At 39.8% G+C, this 18,308-nt stretch carries 18 protein-coding genes and 5 pseudogenes; 10 read left to right on the plus strand and 13 right to left on the minus strand.

The window, feature by feature from the left end; genetic code table 11:
- Window positions 1–164: 164 nt before the first annotated feature.
- From AC0C66_RS15495 to AC0C66_RS15510, 4 genes and pseudogenes are all read left to right on the plus strand, one after another.
- Window positions 165–437 carry a spore germination protein gene (locus tag AC0C66_RS15495; RefSeq protein WP_041520868.1) on the plus strand — a complete coding sequence of 91 codons (273 nt, stop codon included), beginning with the start codon at window positions 165–167 and terminating at the stop codon, window positions 435–437.
- Window positions 438–450: 13 nt separating this feature from the next.
- Entirely contained in the window at window positions 451–693 is a 243-nt protein-coding gene (locus AC0C66_RS15500) for a spore germination protein (RefSeq protein ID WP_014112826.1), read from the plus strand.
- A 12-nt stretch (window positions 694–705) separates the two neighbouring features.
- On the plus strand, window positions 706–1,137 hold the full coding sequence (gene cotP, locus AC0C66_RS15505) for a spore coat protein CotP (protein WP_072183078.1): 432 nt from the start codon (window positions 706–708) through the stop codon (window positions 1,135–1,137).
- Between the two features lie 676 nt (window positions 1,138–1,813).
- Window positions 1,814–2,055 (plus strand): annotated as a pseudogene (locus tag AC0C66_RS15510) (spore germination protein).
- A 73-nt stretch (window positions 2,056–2,128) separates the two neighbouring features.
- Here the strand turns inward: AC0C66_RS15510 and AC0C66_RS15515 are convergent.
- The 6 genes and pseudogenes from AC0C66_RS15515 to AC0C66_RS15540 form a co-directional block, all read right to left on the minus strand.
- A pseudogene (locus AC0C66_RS15515) lies at window positions 2,129–2,764 on the minus strand (O-methyltransferase).
- Window positions 2,754–3,108 (minus strand): annotated as a pseudogene (locus AC0C66_RS15520) (hypothetical protein); the annotation flags it as partial. The pseudogenes AC0C66_RS15520 and AC0C66_RS15515, both read right to left, overlap by 11 nt.
- Before the next feature lie 373 nt (window positions 3,109–3,481).
- Complete coding sequence (locus AC0C66_RS15525) at window positions 3,482–3,820, minus strand: thioredoxin family protein (protein WP_072183080.1); 339 nt, start codon at window positions 3,818–3,820, stop codon at window positions 3,482–3,484.
- A gap of 186 nt (window positions 3,821–4,006) precedes the next feature.
- A complete protein-coding gene (locus AC0C66_RS15530) occupies window positions 4,007–4,396 on the minus strand; it encodes a DoxX family protein (protein ID WP_072183081.1) in 390 nt (129 codons plus the stop codon).
- 136 nt (window positions 4,397–4,532) lie between these two features.
- Window positions 4,533–5,471 (minus strand): ring-cleaving dioxygenase, encoded by a 939-nt coding sequence (locus AC0C66_RS15535; protein WP_072183082.1) that lies wholly within the window; start codon window positions 5,469–5,471, stop codon window positions 4,533–4,535.
- Window positions 5,472–5,497: 26 nt separating this feature from the next.
- Entirely contained in the window at window positions 5,498–6,118 is a 621-nt protein-coding gene (locus AC0C66_RS15540; RefSeq protein ID WP_072183083.1) for a nitroreductase family protein, read from the minus strand.
- A 483-nt stretch (window positions 6,119–6,601) separates the two neighbouring features.
- Here AC0C66_RS15540 and mneP point away from each other — a divergent pair, with 483 nt between their 5' ends.
- The 3 genes from mneP to AC0C66_RS15555 all read left to right on the plus strand — a co-directional run bounded on the left by mneP (window position 6,602) and on the right by AC0C66_RS15555 (window position 9,236).
- The gene (gene mneP / locus AC0C66_RS15545; protein WP_072183084.1) at window positions 6,602–7,495 is read left to right on the plus strand and encodes a manganese transporter MneP; all 894 of its coding nucleotides are present in this window, start codon (window positions 6,602–6,604) and stop codon (window positions 7,493–7,495) included.
- Window positions 7,496–7,642: 147 nt separating this feature from the next.
- Window positions 7,643–8,455, plus strand: a complete 813-nt coding sequence (locus AC0C66_RS15550) for a MerR family transcriptional regulator (RefSeq protein ID WP_072183085.1) — start codon at window positions 7,643–7,645, stop codon at window positions 8,453–8,455.
- A gap of 91 nt (window positions 8,456–8,546) precedes the next feature.
- A complete protein-coding gene (locus AC0C66_RS15555) occupies window positions 8,547–9,236 on the plus strand; it encodes a DUF554 domain-containing protein (protein WP_014112814.1) in 690 nt (229 codons plus the stop codon).
- Between the two features lie 422 nt (window positions 9,237–9,658).
- Here the strand turns inward: AC0C66_RS15555 and AC0C66_RS15560 are convergent, their stop codons facing one another.
- The 7 genes and pseudogenes from AC0C66_RS15560 to AC0C66_RS15590 all read right to left on the minus strand — a co-directional run bounded on the left by AC0C66_RS15560 (window position 9,659) and on the right by AC0C66_RS15590 (window position 17,106).
- Window positions 9,659–10,102, minus strand: a complete 444-nt coding sequence (locus AC0C66_RS15560) for a Rok-like winged helix domain-containing protein (RefSeq protein WP_014112813.1) — start codon at window positions 10,100–10,102, stop codon at window positions 9,659–9,661.
- Window positions 10,103–10,257: 155 nt separating this feature from the next.
- Entirely contained in the window at window positions 10,258–11,580 is a 1,323-nt protein-coding gene (brnQ, locus tag AC0C66_RS15565) for a branched-chain amino acid transport system II carrier protein (protein WP_088680020.1), read from the minus strand.
- Between the two features lie 323 nt (window positions 11,581–11,903).
- Window positions 11,904–12,173: pseudogene (locus AC0C66_RS15570) on the minus strand (AzlC family ABC transporter permease); the annotation flags it as partial.
- Window positions 12,174–12,474: 301 nt separating this feature from the next.
- Window positions 12,475–12,846, minus strand: a pseudogene (locus AC0C66_RS15575) (nucleosidase); the annotation flags it as partial.
- Between the two features lie 109 nt (window positions 12,847–12,955).
- Window positions 12,956–15,127, minus strand: a complete 2,172-nt coding sequence (locus tag AC0C66_RS15580) for an MMPL family transporter (protein ID WP_072183087.1) — start codon at window positions 15,125–15,127, stop codon at window positions 12,956–12,958.
- 121 nt (window positions 15,128–15,248) lie between these two features.
- Window positions 15,249–15,890, minus strand: a complete 642-nt coding sequence (ydfI, locus tag AC0C66_RS15585) for a two-component system response regulator YdfI (protein ID WP_014112807.1) — start codon at window positions 15,888–15,890, stop codon at window positions 15,249–15,251.
- Window positions 15,883–17,106 carry a sensor histidine kinase gene (locus tag AC0C66_RS15590; RefSeq protein WP_087941762.1) on the minus strand — a complete coding sequence of 408 codons (1,224 nt, stop codon included), beginning with the start codon at window positions 17,104–17,106 and terminating at the stop codon, window positions 15,883–15,885. The genes ydfI and AC0C66_RS15590 overlap by 8 nt, the downstream gene beginning before the upstream one ends.
- 271 nt (window positions 17,107–17,377) lie before the next feature.
- Here AC0C66_RS15590 and AC0C66_RS15595 point away from each other — a divergent pair, with 271 nt between their 5' ends.
- The 3 genes from AC0C66_RS15595 (at window position 17,378) to AC0C66_RS15605 (ending at window position 18,253) form a co-directional block, all read left to right on the plus strand.
- Window positions 17,378–17,548 carry a hypothetical protein gene (locus AC0C66_RS15595; protein WP_014112805.1) on the plus strand — a complete coding sequence of 57 codons (171 nt, stop codon included), beginning with the start codon at window positions 17,378–17,380 and terminating at the stop codon, window positions 17,546–17,548.
- A complete protein-coding gene (locus AC0C66_RS15600) occupies window positions 17,545–17,721 on the plus strand; it encodes a hypothetical protein (protein ID WP_072183088.1) in 177 nt (58 codons plus the stop codon). Before AC0C66_RS15595 ends, AC0C66_RS15600 begins: the two co-directional genes overlap by 4 nt.
- Before the next feature lie 88 nt (window positions 17,722–17,809).
- Window positions 17,810–18,253 carry a carboxymuconolactone decarboxylase family protein gene (locus AC0C66_RS15605; protein ID WP_014112803.1) on the plus strand — a complete coding sequence of 148 codons (444 nt, stop codon included), beginning with the start codon at window positions 17,810–17,812 and terminating at the stop codon, window positions 18,251–18,253.
- Window positions 18,254–18,308 lie beyond the last annotated feature (55 nt).

Genomic DNA, 18,308 nt, shown 5'->3' on the forward strand with positions numbered 1-18,308 from the left:
GTCAATAAATTTCATTTTTATCCAGACTTGGCCGCCCGTTTTTTCCTCATATCATTAATACAGGCCGCCTCATTCTCTTCTGCTTATTGAATCCCCAATACAAGGAACAATTGGATGCAGCGGCGCATACTGTACTGTACAGAATGATGGAAGGGTGTGATGGGATGCCGACTACAGTAATCAATCTATATTATTTGAAGATCAACAGCATTTCAGGCAATGGTTCAATTACAATAGGCGAAGCCGCGCATAACAGCCATACCGCCAATAATAAATCTCAAGGGATCAACTCTTCTTTCGGTGATACATCACCTACAGAATCCGTAATGGAAAACTTCTTAAATGATCCTGATGTTAATGACCAGACATCTATCGGCAGCTCTGCTACATCCAATGTTAATACACCTCCGATTGTACCGCCGCCAATCTTAGATTAAAGGGGTTTCGTTTATGCCATATCAAATTAATATCGCGAATATTAAGGTTAATGGAGTTACGCAAAACGGGAATGTGGATATCGGTCCAACTTTGCATAACAGTCATACAGCGAACAGCAAGTATTTTGGAGCAAACTTTTCTTTAGGGGATTTTTCGCCTTCTTCTTCGCTTTTAAACACTGGAAATCTTGATACTGACGTCAGTGACCAAGACAAAATCGGAAATTTTTCTGCACCAATTGCAAATCAAATATAAGGAGAACGTCATATGGATATCGAAAAAATACGAAAATGGCTTGAGATTACGAAAGAATATAAGCAAAGTGATTTTTGGACAAATGTGCTCAAGCATAAAGCCCCGGAACAATTTTTTGATTCCGATACTTATACGTTCGTTTATGACTTTTATCAAGATGAAGAGAATAATTTTATCATTGTGGAAATGCCCGGTGTGTATGAAGAGGAATTAACGATCCGCTTAATATCTAAAACCCAGCTGCTGATCAAAGGAACGATCACGCCTGTTTTTCCCGCCGAAATGGAGGTGCTGCGTGAACGGTATTACGGCGAAATTGAGCGCACTATTCAGCTTCCTGAAGCCACCGAATCCCATTTATTGCAGCTTCAGCTGTTAAACGGGCTTCTTCACATTTCGTACCCAAGACAAGTCGAAACCATCGCGTTTGATAAAGGGCTTTAATAAGATACATTTATACCATCTAATCAACAATCAGTCATGGTTGAGAGACTGTGAATATGATCCTCAAATGAACCCGCCCGGTATTCTTATACGAATGAATGACCACCCTTTCGGATTTCAAAGAAATCTAAATTAAACTGGTCAAGTGGTAGTATGAACTTCACTTGGGAAGATTTTGTTCTCATTATATCTGATGTCATCTTGCTGAGAATGTCGGGATTTATATCGGAACGATTATCGTTCAGCCCATCATCGAACACAACCTCATCAAAACACTGATCGCAGCTGCAATCTTTACGATTGCTCTCTTTATGTAATGGCTTCAAGTGAAGGCTAACTGGAAAAGCGAGAATCGTTATTGATAATAGACATGTACATACAGAAAACTTAAAAAGAATGAGGCTTACAGCTGATCAGATTGAAATTGCAACTGAGACTTCAGAGAGTACCTACCGGATGTCAAAAAAGCGACATTAGAAGCAAACGGCCAGTTAGGGTTAGAATTGATAAAATCAATGAGAATGTAAAACCAAGTCCTCATAAGCCGCATTAAAAAGACGCCTGTTTTGGACGTCTTTTCGATTTTTTCACGTTATTTTTTACCGTTTCGTTTAACCAATCGATCCTCACGCTGAGTAAACTAATAAGCAGTTCATACAGAGAGAGGAGAAATATAATGGACAAACATCCAATTATTCATTCGATTTCTGGAAACAGCGTCTCGAATACTGCGGCGCATTTTCTATCAGTCCGCTAACGATGTCTAAATCAGAATCCGGTGTTGGTGGATCGAATAAGGGAATTGTTTTTCAATATAACCTTTTTAGTCAAACAAGCTCCACCAATAGTCAATATTCGAGTCAACAAGTGATAAACTCACTTCAAGAGCTTATCCAAAAGCTTTTAGCCAATTCTTAAACATTTTGATGAAAGTGCCTCTCCAGCTTTTGTATCTCACCTTTTGTCAGGAAATCACTCAGGTGTTTTTGGTTTATTTCTTTACTTTTGAAACAGTCATTCCGTCGCCGATTGGGATCAGCAGGGATTCCAGCTGAGGATGCTGAGCCACTGTTTTATTGAATGTCCTCATGACTTCTGTATGGCGCCGGGGTGCAGCCTTTTGATCTGCCACACTGCCACCTGCAAGCACATTATCTGCAACAATGACAGCACCTGGCTTTGCAAGCTCAATGCAATGTGTCAAGTACTGTTCATAATTCCCTTTGTCAGCATCGATAAATAAAAAAACAAATCGCTTATCACTTTTGACCAATTGTTCAAGGCTTTGCAACGCAGCACCTGTCATATATGTGACTTGACCGCCAAAGCCGGCTTTTGTTAGATTGCTGTGCGCTAACTCGGCATATTCCTTCTTTAATTCAAGAGAGGTTAATGTTCCTTCTTTCCCGAATCCTCTGGCAAGGCAAATTCCGCTATCCCCCCGAGTGCCCCAATCTCCAGAACATGTTTGGCGCCTGAAATGGACACAAGCATGGTGAGCAGCTTTCCAGCAGAAGGAGATACAGATATAGATGGCATACCATTTTCTTTGATGGACGAAACCACTTCTTCCAAAAGATCATCTTCATTAGAAAACACGAATCAATATAATGTTCATTTGTTTCATTCGGTTCCTTTCCTTTCTCTCCATTTTCTGAAGATGCCTCTGTATCTTCACCTTTTCCGGATACATCCTTTGCTTCACTTTCAATGTATTTCAAATAACTGGATAAATTCGTTGATCACCATATCAATGGCTTTTAATTCGCCGACAAGCATTTGCTGGATAGATTGGAATTCCGGCTGTTCTAACTGCTGCTTAATAGTCGCGCGCTTCAAATGCATCATCTCTAAAAAGGCCATGGCCCTGCCGCGGCGAAAAGTTTTTGGTCCATGATGCTGTGAACCGCCTCTGCCCCTGTGACGATCCCCACGATGATGCCCTTCTTTCTTAACATCTTTGCTCTTCATTCATAAAGCCCCTTTCCTACATTATGTGATGCTAATTGTATACAAACGTATACAAAGTGTCAGATAATCATTTGAATATTACTGTTTCTAAAAAATCAAAAAGGATGCTACACCTTGTAGCACCCTTTTTTGCTTCACTTATTGGTTTGTTTAGAAATGATTTTGCTGGATTTGATGTGATGTTTCTATGCAAGCCCAATGATATTCCACAGGATGGCTGCTGAAAATATGATGAAGTGAGGAATACTGATATGCTGATGGATCAATCACTTATATCCCATGATTGATCCTCATTCTATAATGCAGAACATATTGATTCATTTGCTCCAGCTCAATTTCAGAAAGCTCCTTTTCATTTGGAAAGCGTAAAGCTTTATTCATCTTCATATAACTGATAAACCCTTTTCAGCCTTTCTTCGAGCTGTTCAAAATGAACAAAACGGGCTTCTCTCAGAAACTCAGTCCCATCGATGAACAAAAGAAGCACAGGGACGGTGAAGACTGAAAATCTGCCGGCGACCTCTTCTACATCGTCAGCATTGATATGCCCCAATGTGATATTTGGAAACTGATCCAAGACTATTCTGAGCTGCGGCAGAACAGCGTGACATACTGTACAGCCGGGCCTTGATATATAGATAAAACTGAATTGATGCTGTTTAATAAAATTCTCTATAGCATATAATGAATGTAATTCTGTCATCTCTTTCATCCATTTACTCCTTCAAATTGGTCTGTCTTTCATGACCAAGCTCATCGATACGTATCATTCACTATACACATTTATATTTATTATATCCGCTTTTTTGCTTTGCAGGGTACCTGCAAGTTTGCCCGAAAATCGCAAAACAAAAGAACAGTTACCGCATGCCAGTAACTGTTCTTAGATACTTTCGTATTAAAAATGCACAGCGTAAGCCCCTGAACCGATGAGTGCAACCCCGATGGAGACTGCAATCAGCACCACGTTATATTCAAAACCGCCGGCGCCATTCGCAAATCCTTTCGCTCCATGGACTTTTACGATAGCACCTAACATAATGATCGTGATGATAGCAGCTCCAAGCGGGAGGAACACACCTAAAATAAATAGAATTCCGCTTACTAATTCCCCAAGACCTGATAAAGCGGCCGCGACGTTACCTGGTTTAACCCCAATTGACTCGAACCATTGTCCGGTTCCTTTAATCCCGTATCCGCCAAACCAGCCGAATAATTTTTGTGATCCATAAAACAGAAACACCACACCAATCATAATACGAATAAGCAATAGTCCTGCATCTTCCATTTTTATCTCTCCTTATTTTTCATGTAACATGATATGCTGAAAGGCACCAGTCTGATTCTTTGCCGCCAGTACCGTCCAGCAATCATCTGTTGAATATATGCCTTTTATTTTCATCATGCGTCAGCATTCATTAAAATCAATCCAACTCTCTCACTTCAAACGGCAGCAGCCCTTGTTCAATTTGTGTTCGATGCGGTTCATACTGCACAGGCAGCATCAATTTCCCACCCATTGTTTCTGGTGATTCATCTTGTGCAAAGCCCGGCGGGTCAGTTGCGATTTCAAACAGAATTTCCCCATGTTCTCTGAAGTAAATCGCATTAAAATAGTTTCTATCCCGAACAGGAGTCACACCGTATCCGTGAGAAGCAATATATCTTTGCCAATCTAATTGATCTTCGTCATCGCTAGCACGCCAAGCGATGTGATGCACCGTGCCGACTCCCATTTGCCCGCGGCCAATAGGCGTTAATTTAAGGTCAATCACATTTCCGATATCACCGGCAGAACGATAACGAACGAAGTCTCCTTCCATGCCGACTCGTTCCAGCCCCATGATGTTTTCTAATAGCTCAGCGGTTTTATCAGGCTGCGCTGATAACAGGGTTGCACCGCCAAAGCCTTTAATGGCAACATCAGGTGTTATATCTCCGAACGTCCACGTATTGGCTTCTCCTTCTTCTCTTTCCACGATTTCTACATGCAGGCCGTGCGGATCATCAAATTCTACATATTGTTCTCCAAAACGCTCGATTTTGGTGTATGGAACGTTGAACTTTTCAAGTCTCTTTTCCCAAAAAGCCAAAGCTCCCTTCGGCACCACATAAGAAGTCACGCCAACTTGCCCATCTCCAATGATGCCTCGGCGGGCTCCCGCCCACGGAAAGAAGGTGATGATTGTTCCCGGCTTCCCGCCTTCATTTCCAAAATAAAGATGATACGTGCCTGGATCATCAAAATTGACCGTTTGCTTGACCAATCGAAGCCCCAGGACTCCTGCGTAGAAATCTGCGTTTTCTTGAGGGTGACCGACAATTGCTGTAATATGATGGATTCCCATCGTTTTTTTAGCCATTTTTATCCGCTCCTTTAAACGTTCATTTAGATATACTCGACAAACTCATTTACAGGCTTCCGATAGCCGCGCGGCCTGCTGCTCTCTGTTTTTTCTTTCCCAATTGTAATCATCATGACAACCTCAAATTGATCATCTATATTCAAAATCTGTTTCACGGCTTCCGCATCAAAGCCGATCATAGGGCAGGTATCCCAGCCTTTTTCCTTAGCGCTCAGCATAAACATCATCGCTGAAAGTGAAGCATTCCTTATCGCCTCATCACTCTTAAATTGTTCTCCCCTGTTTTCATAAAACGAAACGGTGTCTTGAACCATGTGATCATACTCTTGCTTATTTAATACCCCTAACACCTTTAATCCTTCATAGATGTCAGCCGCTTGCTGATATGCCTGCTTATCCCCTAATACCAAAAGAACCGCAGATGAGCTAAACACTTTATATTGTCCGTTTGCGGCCTGTTTCAGCTTTTCTTTTACATCCGGGTCTAGAACCGTCACATATTTTGTATGCTGCAAATTAAAAGCCGATGGAGCCAATGCAACCAATTCAAACATCTCATTAAGTTCACCTTTCGTGATTGGATGATCTGGAAGGAAGTTGCTTGCAGATCTTCTTTCTTTGACTAGCTGTGAAAATTCAGCCATTTACGATACACCCCTTTTATCTCGAATCCGAGATATTACTTTATAAAAAATCACATTGCACAAAATTCAAAAGAACTTACAATGATTGAGATTCTCTACATTATTCAGCAACACGCAGGTTTACGCTTGAATCGTTGGCATTTTATCTTGAATTAAAATATCTTGAATATGAGATAATAATAAAATACGGATGTTCTAATGTCAACAGGTTTTTAAAAATGAAGTGGAAATTTTTCACTGAAGCAGAATTTTAGTTGACCATCACCGCTTGTTACATAAGAACCTATTTGTTTGCTGTGTGATCTTTAGCCCGGCTCCAACTTTTTTTCTTTCACCTTATTTATTAGTAAACAGGAAACAACGTTGCTATAGACCCACTCGAAATGGAATTGGTATGATAAGCAAAGTGATTACACAAGAAAGGATACGGAGAGCGAATAAAAAGCACTCCTATTTTTTTGTGCAGTTTTATAGGAGGAAAAAATGGCAAGTGAAAGAGAACAAATAAGCAAAAAGGTTGCTTTGATTGCATTGATAGCCAATCTGATCTTAATGGCAGGAAAGGTCTTTTTTGGGCTGATAGGCGATAGTGAAGCTGTTTTTGCAGACGGAATCCATTCCGCAGCGGATGTCGTTGCTTCGATTGCTGTCCTGGCAGTGATCGGCATATCCAATAAACCGCCTGATCAAGACCATCCTTTTGGGCATGGAAAAGCTGAAGTCATTAGTGAGGCGATTGTAGGAATTATCTTAGTGATCGTATCCGTTTATATCCTAATAGAAGCGATTCTGTCCTTTGTTGAAGGGCCAAGCGTTCCACAATACAGCGCATTGTTTGCAGCTCTGATTTCGTACGTGGCTAAGGAGATCCTATATCGTTATTCCATAAAGCAGGGAGAAAAATGGAACAGTAAAGCGATTATAGCGATTGCATACGATCATAAAGGCGATATCGTTGCCTCTCTTGCCGCTTTTATCGGCGTCCTATTGGCGATTATCGGAAACACCCGCGGATGGTCCTATCTGTTGTACGCCGATGCAATTGCCAGTGCAATCGTGGCTTACCTTATTTTTAAGATTTCAATGGAATTAATCAGGCCGTCTGTTGATGTTCTTATGGAGAAAAGTGTTGCTCCCGAGCTGATAGAGGAATATAAAGCTGTTATTTTTCAATGTGATCAAGTAAAGCGAATCGATAGAATCCGCGCGAGAGAACATGGCCACTATAAATTGCTTGATGTCCGTCTATCTTTGGATCATGATTTGACGATTAAACAGGGACACGATATTGCCCGCGAAATCCGAAATGAAATCAAAAGACAGTATCCAGATGTTGAAGAAGTGCTCATCCATGTGAATCCTTATTTTGAAGAATGAAAAAGCTCCTTTTCAAAAGGAGCTTTTTCTTTATGCCGTTTGTTCAAAAATGTTTTTTATCCTCGATAATGTCAATTTGTTCGGACATTATCGCGCCTTACTATATAATGTGAATGTATAAATCATATGAACAGAAAGGTTGTTAAAATGAAGGAATTTTTTTCGATTGGAGAAGTTTCAAAGCTATTCAATGTGAAAGTCTCTACTCTTAGGTATTATGATGAAATTGGTCTTTTGAAACCGGAATATAAAGACGAGCATACGAACTATAGATATTATTCTACCCAACAGTTCGAGCGGTTGGATACCATCAAGTATTTGAGAGCTTTAGGCCTGCCAATCAATAAACTTCTTGATTTTTATAATTCTCAAAATACAAACACTCTGATTCATTTACTGAAAAGCCAGCAAACTGAAATTGATCGCAAAAAGAGAGAATTGGAACGCATAGAAAAAAAGATCTCCCGCCGCATCATGCAAATAGAAAATGCCGTCCACACGCCGTTACATCACATTACAAAAATCAAACTTCCCGCATTACGTGTGGCTTATTTACAGCATGAGTATATTCTCGGCCATGATATCGAACATTCATTAGCCAAATTAAGAACTCATCTGAATGTAAACGAGAATATATTTATAGGCAAGATCGGTTTATCTATTTCAGCAGCAAATGTAATAGCAAATCAGTTCGACAAATATTCCAGCATATTCATGATTCTTGAAGATGAAAATGAAGAAACTTCATCCGAAATCATTTTTCCTCCAAGAGACTATCTGCAAATCAGGTTTAAAGGGTCACATCCAGAAGCCGAACCATATTACAAACAGTTACTGGCATATATGAACGAACATCATTATGAGATAGCGGGAGACTCAATCGAAATCACACTCATTGATTATGGGATTACAAATAATCTAGACAATTATGTGACTGAAATCCTGCTGCCCATCAAATAAATTTCATGAATATGTTTTTAATCTCCCTTGACTCTCTACTAACTTGAGGGTTTAATTTTTATGCAGGAATCATTATTGGAGGAGAAAGCTTATGTTTGGGACCATTTTTAACACAGTGATGATCATTGCAGGAAGTATAATTGGCGGGTTATTCAAAAAAGGCATTAAAGATGAATACCAGGATATCCTGATGCAGGCAATGGGATTCGCTGCAGTCGCGCTGGGGATCAACGCGATTACACAGCATTTGCCTGATAGTAAATACCCCATTCTTTTTATCGTGAGTTTAGCCCTTGGAGGTTTGCTTGGCCAAAGCATCAATCTGGAATTACGATTCAACAAGCTGGTGAATAAATTCTCTAAAAGCAATTTAGCGGAGGGTTTATCAACTGCGATCTTATTATTTTGTATAGGTTCTCTGTCAATATTGGGCCCTGTTGAAGCGGCTCTAAATAAAAATTATACGTATCTCCTGACAAACGGGATGTTAGATGGCATTACCTCCATTGTGCTTGCTTCGACTTTTGGTTTTGGAATCGCAGCGGCTGCCATTGTATTATTTGTCTGGCAGGGCTCCATCTATTTATTTGCTAAAGTAATGGAGAGCGCAATCAATACAGACCTTATCAACGAAATCACAATTGTAGGAGGCATACTCATCCTTAGCTCAGGGTTAAGCATTCTGGGAATTAAGAAGTTTAAAACGCTGAATCTGCTGCCGTCCCTGTTGATCCCGCCTATTGTCATTTACGTGATTCATGTATTTGGATTGCGTTTTTAATGTCGAGCTTCAAACACAGGCTTCAAGGAAGGGGGTGTTCCAGATAGTAAAGCGGAATTCACTAATGCCGCCATGTTTTATCAGTGAAACAGATGGTGAGTGGTTCATAAGGAAGTGAATTGTATCCGTATGGATATTTTCCAATAATAGAGTCTCTCTAATCGGGCTCTATTTTTCTACATGAACCAACCCTAATGACTAGGCGGCAGTTTTCGGACAGCAGCTCAGCTCACTTCACAACACACGCACAAAAAAATACCAAGGTATTCACAACCCTTGGTATCATGTGAAAATGACATTCCCTGCCACTACCTTAGTCCCCGTTCTACATTCGTAATAGCAAGGATACCTTGTTATGCGCCCAGCATCAGACAATATGAAGCTCAGTCTTTGGAAATCAGAAACCGAATACCACGCAAGAATCAAATCATTCTATATTGTCCTCTATAAGGTTTTTTCACCTCTGGGTGCATTTTCATTAAAGTATTCATAAATGATGTCATATTAGAGATGTGCACACCAGTTTCCTTCTCAATCTTTCTTTTCAGCTCAATACTGCTCATTGGCTTATCCTGCTGCTTTAATATGTGTAATGCTGCTTCACGAGAGGCTTTTGATTCAGCTCTGCCCTGTCTTCTTTTTTTTTGTTGGATTGGTTTTGATGTTACACGATATGTCTTTACATCATTTGCTGTTTGTTCGAGCGCGACTTGAGATGGGAGCTTCTTTTCTTTACTAGACCGTTCTAATGCTCTTAAGCTTGAAAAGATCTTCTCCCGTTCTAACTGGAACTCACGAAGTATCGATATTTCATGTTTATCTATTTCTGCTAATCTCATACACAAAGCTTCTCTTTGATCAGCCATCTTCTTCCCCCCAATTAAGCAGGCGGACAAGAGCTTTATTCCACCTGCAGATCTGAGTAATTGTTCAACTCTTTAGTACCCTGACCAGGGAAACCAAAATATTTATGAAGATGAGTGGCGCTATTAAGCCTTTATTCGTTTTATAAATGCGCTTATCATGATCTTTTTGTTCGGAACATACTCAGTATATAGCCGCCTATTCCCCCTATAATAGCTGGAATGAGCCATCCCAGCCCTATGCTGTACATAGGAAGAATCTGAGTGAAAATGCGATTTACGACTTCAATTTTTATCCCAGCTTCATTCAAACCGTCAAATAGGCTAATGATAAACGTGAACAGTAAACTGCCCTGATACACTTCAGCCTTCCCTTTAAATACAGAATGCAAAAACGTTAAAAAGATTAAGGAAATCGCGATTGGATACATCGTCATTAAGACAGGCATGGACACCTTAATGAGCTGTGTTAACCCTATATTTGAGACAAGCGTACTAAACACTGCTAACATTACAGCTATTTTTTTATACGAAATGTTCGGAAATAATTCATGAAAAAAGGAAGAGCACGCTGTGATCAGTCCGACACTTGTTGTCAGACATGCTACTGTAATCATTAAGCCCAATATGATGGAACCATAGGATCCAAAATAATAGGATGAAACCTTAGCCAAAACCTCGGCTCCATTTTCTAAAAGCCCCAGCTTTTCAACGCTGGAGGCTCCCATATATGAAAGGGCAGTATAGATAAGGGCTAGGAGTGTCGCAGCAATCGCAGTTGCTTTTGCACAAATGATCACCAGCTGTTTTTTGGTGGCAGCACCTTGTTCTTTAATTGCATTCACGATGATGATTCCAAAAACAAATGCTACAAGGGCATCCAGAGTCAGGTACCCTTCCTGAAAGCCTTTAAAAAACACATGTGATGTATACCCTTTTGATGGTGCTTGAATTGTTCCGATTGGATGGACAACAGCTACCACTACAAGCAATCCGATAAATGTCAATTTAATTGGCGTTAAAAATTTTCCGACTACATCAATAATTTTTGTAGGGTTGAGTGATAACAGACATGCAACTGTGAAAAATAATATCGTAAATATGATTAATGGAACAGGGCCTGCATCATCTGATAAAAAAGGTTTTACTCCAATTTCAAACGATACGTTCCCAGATCTCGGGATTGCGAAAAAAGGCCCGATTGCCAGATAGAGAATCGTCGTAAACACAATTCCAAACACCGGATGCACACGGCTGGCTAGCGATTGTAAATTATGTTTACCTGAAAAAACAAATGCTGTCATTGCCAGCAATGGCAAGCCAACTCCTGTCACTAAGAAGCCAGCATTGGCGATCCATACATTTGTTCCAGCCATTTGACCAAGCATAGGCGGGAAAATGAGATTTCCTGCTCCAAAAAACAATGCAAATAGCATTAATCCTATAATGATGATATAGGAAGAAGAAACTTTCTTTGACATGATAAATCCTCCGATTACCGTAAATACTTTTTTAAATGACCAGCAAACATTGCAGCTGCTATTTGCATTGGCACGGCGTTGATTCTAAAATCATAAGCTTGTATCAGTCTTACATATTTTTATCAAGTTCAAATAACATAATAATCCTTTCGATTAGACATTGCATCCATGGCTGTTATCTCACTTTGGCCATGTAAGATGTCGATTCAATAGAATCCAGGGCGATTGCTGCGTTTGATCTCTGTCGCATGGGCGATGTTCTGATCAACTGGTTTAGCCGGTTAAAAAAACTGGATTGTCGCCGAGACAGGATTTTTTTCATGTGCATGAACCATATGAATTAGACTCCCAAGCTTTAATTCTGCAAAACCGCCTCGCAAAAAATGAGCGGCTACAAACTCCATTGATCCCGTAAAAATGATGAAACTCATGATGCTCGGATAGATTGCATGAATTCCTAAGTAATGCATAAAGATTCCATAAGCAATCCCCAAAAATAAAAATCCTGCCTAAATCGGAATCGTATATCGGAAGGCCGAACGAAATACAGCCCATTTTTGATCTCCTTTTTGATTCACACCTTTGAGCAACATATTTAATGTACCATACAAAATCCATACAAAAAACAAGATCATTGTAAGGATGACAATGATTCTTTGTATAATAAAATAGAGAACCATATATGAGTGTTATGCTTTCTTCAACAGAATCATTAGATAGTTAAGAATAACATTATCTAGGCTAGTTTGGACCGGTAAGTGTTATTAGTTATTAAAATGAATGCTGTAACCCAAAAACATATCAAACCGTTTGGTATGTTTGTTTGTAATCCCTATGAATGGCTATAAATGACAAAACCAGCAAATTCACTGGTGCCTTATCGCTTAGCATCCTCTATTTCAGCTCAGGCAATAATGTTTCCAGCTCAATTAATCATGTATGACAAAGTCAGCTTGGGCCTCTTCCTTTGCAAAATCAAAATAGCATCCGATTGCCAGCAAACCATTATCTTTAGCCGCATTTATATGTCAGATAGACGGTCTCCGACAACTGCTGCATGTTGAATGACGTATTTTTGCAGAATAGTATTAACGAAATCACTTTTATTAAGAATATGTATTTGTTGAATACTAAATGTTTCAGTTACCCACCTGTCCATTGATAAAAACTCGCAATTGCTTTTTGATACTCTATTAAGCCATTACTCGCTATAAAAATTGAATAATTGTTGTTTTTAAAATATCTGAACATCTTTTTAACTGCCGGCTTCACCTTCTAAATACTACCACATTGAAAGGCTATAAAATCGCCTACAGCATGATCAGGGAATAAACGTTAAGCAAAAAAGCAGATCATAAATGATCTGCTTTTTCTATTACATGATTTGTTTCTTTTGTTCATGATCTATTTCTGGCTGTATTTCCTTCGTGAGTTGATGCCCTTCTATGTCCACATTCGGAATAATCTTGTCTAGCCATTTTGGCAAATACCAGGCTGCATTCCCCATCAGTTTCATGACACTTGGAATCAGTGTCATTCGTACAATAAATGCATCAAAGAGCACACCAAAGGAAAGAGCCAATCCGTTGGCTTTAATAGAAGCTTCACCAGCAAAGATAAATCCAGCAAAAACAAATATCATGATCAGGCCGGCTGCGGTGACAACAGGACCGCTGTGTTTTAATCCAGCTTGAATCGCTTGTACTGGATTCTTTGTTTTCACATATTCTTCACGCATTCTGCTTACAAGGAATACTTGATAATCCATGGCTAATCCAAACAGTATCCCAATAGATAAAATTGGCAAGAACGCGAGTATCGGCCCTTTTTCAGGTATTTTGAAAAAGTCGATGAGATTCCCGTCTTGTAAAACAAATACACAGATTCCAAGAGTGGCTGTCATCGTCAATATGAAACCCGCAACAGCAACAAGAGGCACAAGCAACGAACGGAATACGATTGTCAGCAATACAAACGCAAAACCAACAATGAGTACAGCAAACACCGGTATCGCATCATTAAGGCGTTCTGAAATATCAATATTCACTGCAGTCGATCCAGTAACGAGCAAATCTACCCCATTTTTATCTGATAAGCTGCGTACATCCTTTACCAAATCCTTCGTTGCTGCATCATTTGGACCTGTTGTAGGAACTACCGTAATGATGGCAAAGTTCCCTTCTTTATTAGGCATTGCAGGCGTGACACTCGCTACATGGTCTAGTTCCTTTATTTCTTTCACTGCATCTGCGAAGGCTTCCGCCTTATTTTCTGTTACACTTGTGGCATCCGCTACGATTGTTAATTGACCATTAAATCCTTCTCCAAAACCGTCGGCAAGCAAGTCATAAGCCCGGCGATCTGGATTATCCTTCGCTTTCATCCCTGCATCAGGCAAGCCCAGCTCCAAATGCATAGATGGGATACTAATAACGAGCAAAATGAGAATGCTGCATACACTTAGCATGATAGGATTTTTTGTGACAAAGCGTCCCCAGACATTTGTTTCAGCGCTTTGTTTTTCTTTTTTCTTGTTTGATTTCGGAACCATCCGTTTCCCCGCTATCGACAAGACGGCAGGCACAAGCGTGATTGAAGCGAGAACAGCTAACAATACACTAAGCCCTGCTGTCAGCCCCATTGCAGACATAAAAGGAATGTCAACGACAGTCAATCCGCAAAGTGCGACGATAACAGTAAGTCCGGCAAAAACAACTGCACTCCCAGCTGTTCCTGTAGCTCTCGCGATTGATTCATTTTTTTGTATACCTTCGCCTAAAAACTGGCGGTGCTTCGTAAAAATAAATAAAGCATAATCAATCCCAACAGCAAGGCCAATCATTCCGGCTAATGAAAGACTAACGGAAGCAATATCAAATACTTGTGTCCCAATCAAAACAAGTCCAATACTTACACCTAATCCAATCAGTGCAGTTAAAATCGGCAAACCTGCTATTAATAAGGAGCCGAATGTAATGGCTAAAACGACAAAGGCCAAAATAATGCCGACAATTTCAGACACTCCGCCTATCTCCATCTCGGCTCCTGGTACATCTCCGCTTAGCTCAGTTTGTAATCCCTCGTCATCAGCCAATTTCAAACTGTCTTTTAAGTGTTTGATAGAGTAATCTTTTATATCATCTGCTGAAGATTTATACTTGATATCAGCATAGGCAACGGTGCCATCTTTCGCGATTGTTCCTGTAACAAAAGGACTTGCAATCGAGTCAACAGAATCATCTTTATTGATTTCCGTCAACGTATTTTCTATTGCTTTTTTGGCTGACTCTGCAGTAAGTTTCTCTCCATCTTCAGCTCCGAAAATCACCCGTATGCTCCCTTTATCAGGACCGTGAGGAAATTCTTTTTGAATGATATCCATCGCTTTTTCCGAAGGTGTGTCAGGTATGGACATATCCTCAGAAAAACTTGGTTTTAACGTGATTGCAAGGCCTACCGAAGCAACTAACACAACGATCCACGCACATATTACTTTTATGCGATTGCGAGCAACCCATCCTCCTAATTTATATAACATTCTAGACATGATAATCTCCTTTCAGCACATTGCTTGATAACATTCTTTGCTTTCTCATTGTAGTTGACATTGAAATAAAAAAAACGTACATTCGGGCATGTACGTTTGGGCAAATTTCAAATATATGATGTTATTCGTCTAATGTCAGAATGCCTCTTTGCATTGCAATCGTCACTGCCTCAGTTCTTGAATTTGCGCCTAATTTATTGTAAATGGACGTTAATCTAGACTTTACAGTTCTCTCAGAGACACCCAAATCAAAGGCAATCGCTTTACTTTTAAGACCTTTAGCAATGGCTTTTAGAACAATGACTTCCTTTTCTGTCAGCTGCGTATCACTGCTCTGCTTCTTCATCCGCTCCAATTGGACTTCTTGCAGACGTTTTAAGATATCAGGCTGCAATAGCACGTTTCCTCTTATTGCTGCATCCATTGTATGAAAGAGGGTTTCTGAACTCGTATCCTTCAATAGATATCCTTTCGCCCCTAATTCAATTCCTTCGATCATTAAGTGATCTTCATTATACGTAGTCAAAATAATGATGGGGATGTCGTGTTTTTCTTTTATTTGTTTAATGGCTTCTAACCCGCTCATCTCAGGCATATACAAATCCATGAGAATGATATCCGGTTTTAATTCATCTGCAAGGCGGACTGCTGCTTTGCCATTTTCCGCCTCTCCTATGATGGTGTAGTGATCATTCGTTTCAATTAAAAGCTTCAGACCTTCCCTCACGACAAGATGGTCATCAACGACTAAAACCTTATTCATCCTGCATCTCTCCCTGAATTGGTACGTTAATCTCGATGTGTGTTCCTATAGATTTTGTACTCTTTATATTGAATTGGCCATTCATTGCTCTGACGCGTTCTTGTATACCAAGAAGCCCATAATGTCCTCTCTTTTTCTTTCCCTTCTCAACATTAAATCCTTTGCCATTGTCCTTGACAGTTAGATGCAGTCTCCCTTTTTCATCATCCCAAATGGATACCCAGATCGTTTCTGCTTCGGCATGCTTTGCTGCATTCGTTATGCATTCTCCAATGATGTAATAGCAGTTTTCAGCTGTACGAACGTCTAACACCTGATGTAACCTGTAGTCTACAAAACAAGCCGTGCCTGTTGACTCCTGAAAATGATCCATTAAAGAGGTAATTCTTTCTTTTAAAAAACCGATTTCTTCTGATTTGCTGCGCAGATCGTCAATCGCTGAACGTGCATCAGCTAATGTGCTTTTCACTCTATTCATAGATTGTTGAACGATTTCTTTTGCTCTCTCTGTGTTGTCTTTGGCGAGATGAACATGAATCGCATCCAGCTGCATGTTTAAACTAACCAGCCCTTGAGCAAGCGTATCATGTAAGTCCCGGGCCATACGCTGTCTCTCGTTTTGCAGTGTCAGCTGTTCTACCTGCTGATGGGCAAGCTCCAGCCTTTCAAGAGTCAGCTGCGCTTTTATCTTTTCATCGACTTGGGCAAATAATGTAGCGGCATAAGTAATAATCACGCTCATAATAGGTACGGCAATGACAAGAAAATGCAAATATTCACCTTTGTGAATCTGATGTGGTACATTGATTGACAGCAGAAGCAATAAATAAAGGATGAGGAACGTCTTTCTTCTGTCTGCCATTCCTGCAATCTGTCCAATCAAAAATGCATAAAGGCCAATGATGATCAGCACTAAGAAGCCAGTCATGACATTAGCCAGTGTAAAAGTGATCAAACCTTGCAGCACAAAATATAGAATGACCCTTTTTTTAACCCAGCGATATGAATGCCAATGCAGCAAAGCAAAAATGGCGGTCAATACTGTAAACACATGAAGCAATAAAATGGACCAGCTCCCAATAATAAATTGCAGCACGATAGAGGCTATATAGATCATGAGAATAAAAGCCAGTCCCGGCACTCTGAGTGCAAGCATATTTAATGCCCGCCTATCATGTGAGTGGTATTTTTCTTTGAAAGGATTCCTTCTAAACAAACCTCATCCACTTCCTTTAACTGTTTACCGAACCGATCCTAATGACAGCGGCACACCATTTATTTGAACGTGCAACCCATACTTTTATCCACTCATTTTATAGGAAGAGCAGGAACACAACAATACCAAGATACAGTGAATAACTAGAGTTCCTGACATGTGACCATTGCCCAAAAGTACATAAGCGTTCTGCCTTTATGTACGTTTTATCTTTCCAAATTTACAGTTAAAATAATGAGGAACTCACTATTCATTGAAGGAATGATCATCATTGAAATCGATTGATCTCACAATTTTATCATTAAAAAGAAAAGGAATCCGAACTGAGAAAGTGTTAAAAAATCAGTGCCCTGATCGATTAAGCAATGTGAACCAAAAAACAGACAAGCATAGAAACAAAAATGCTCAATCAAAGAACACGTGTAAAGAAAAAGAGGAATGAATATGTATTGGTTTTTAGGCGCTTTATTATATTTTCTCATCGGTACTTGTATATTCATTGGAGTCATTAGAGACAGTCACTCAGGCTCATGGATACTCCTTGCATTAGCAGCTCCACTCATCATTGTTGGCTATCCTTACTTTTATTCAAAGCAGCTTCTTGCCAAAAGATAATGAAATAGACGCCATACAAACTGCACATTGGTAAAATGGTCAATGTCGGGATACAATTTATGTATCTTAAGGAAAGGAGTCTTGCCTTATGAGTCAAAGAGTGTCCTACTATGATGTTGCACCTGAAGGTATGAAGATGATGATGGATATGGAGAAATACACGAAACAATCTTCAATTAACCGAACGACGAGAGAGCTAATTAAAATCAGAGTTTCTCAAATAAACGGCTGTGCTTTCTGCTTAGATATGCATACTTCTGATGCCCGCAAAATGGGCGAAACTGAACAGCGAATTTACTGTTTACATGCTTGGAATGAATGTGATTTTTATTCACCTGAAGAGAAAGCAGCGCTCGAACTATCTGAACACATCACGCTCATTCCCTCTAAAAGGGTTCCTGATGAGCTGTATCATCGAGTGCGAGAACATTACGATGAAAAACAATATGTTGACCTTGTTCTCATCATCAATCAAATAAACAGTTGGAATCGCATCTCTATTGCAATGGGTAATCAAGCAACTTCGAGATAATGAGAAGGAGTAAGATTTTAACGAATCTTACTCCTTCTTTCTCATTCTCTTATTA

The sequence above is a fragment of the Bacillus sp. VA13 genome (assembly GCF_055710085.1).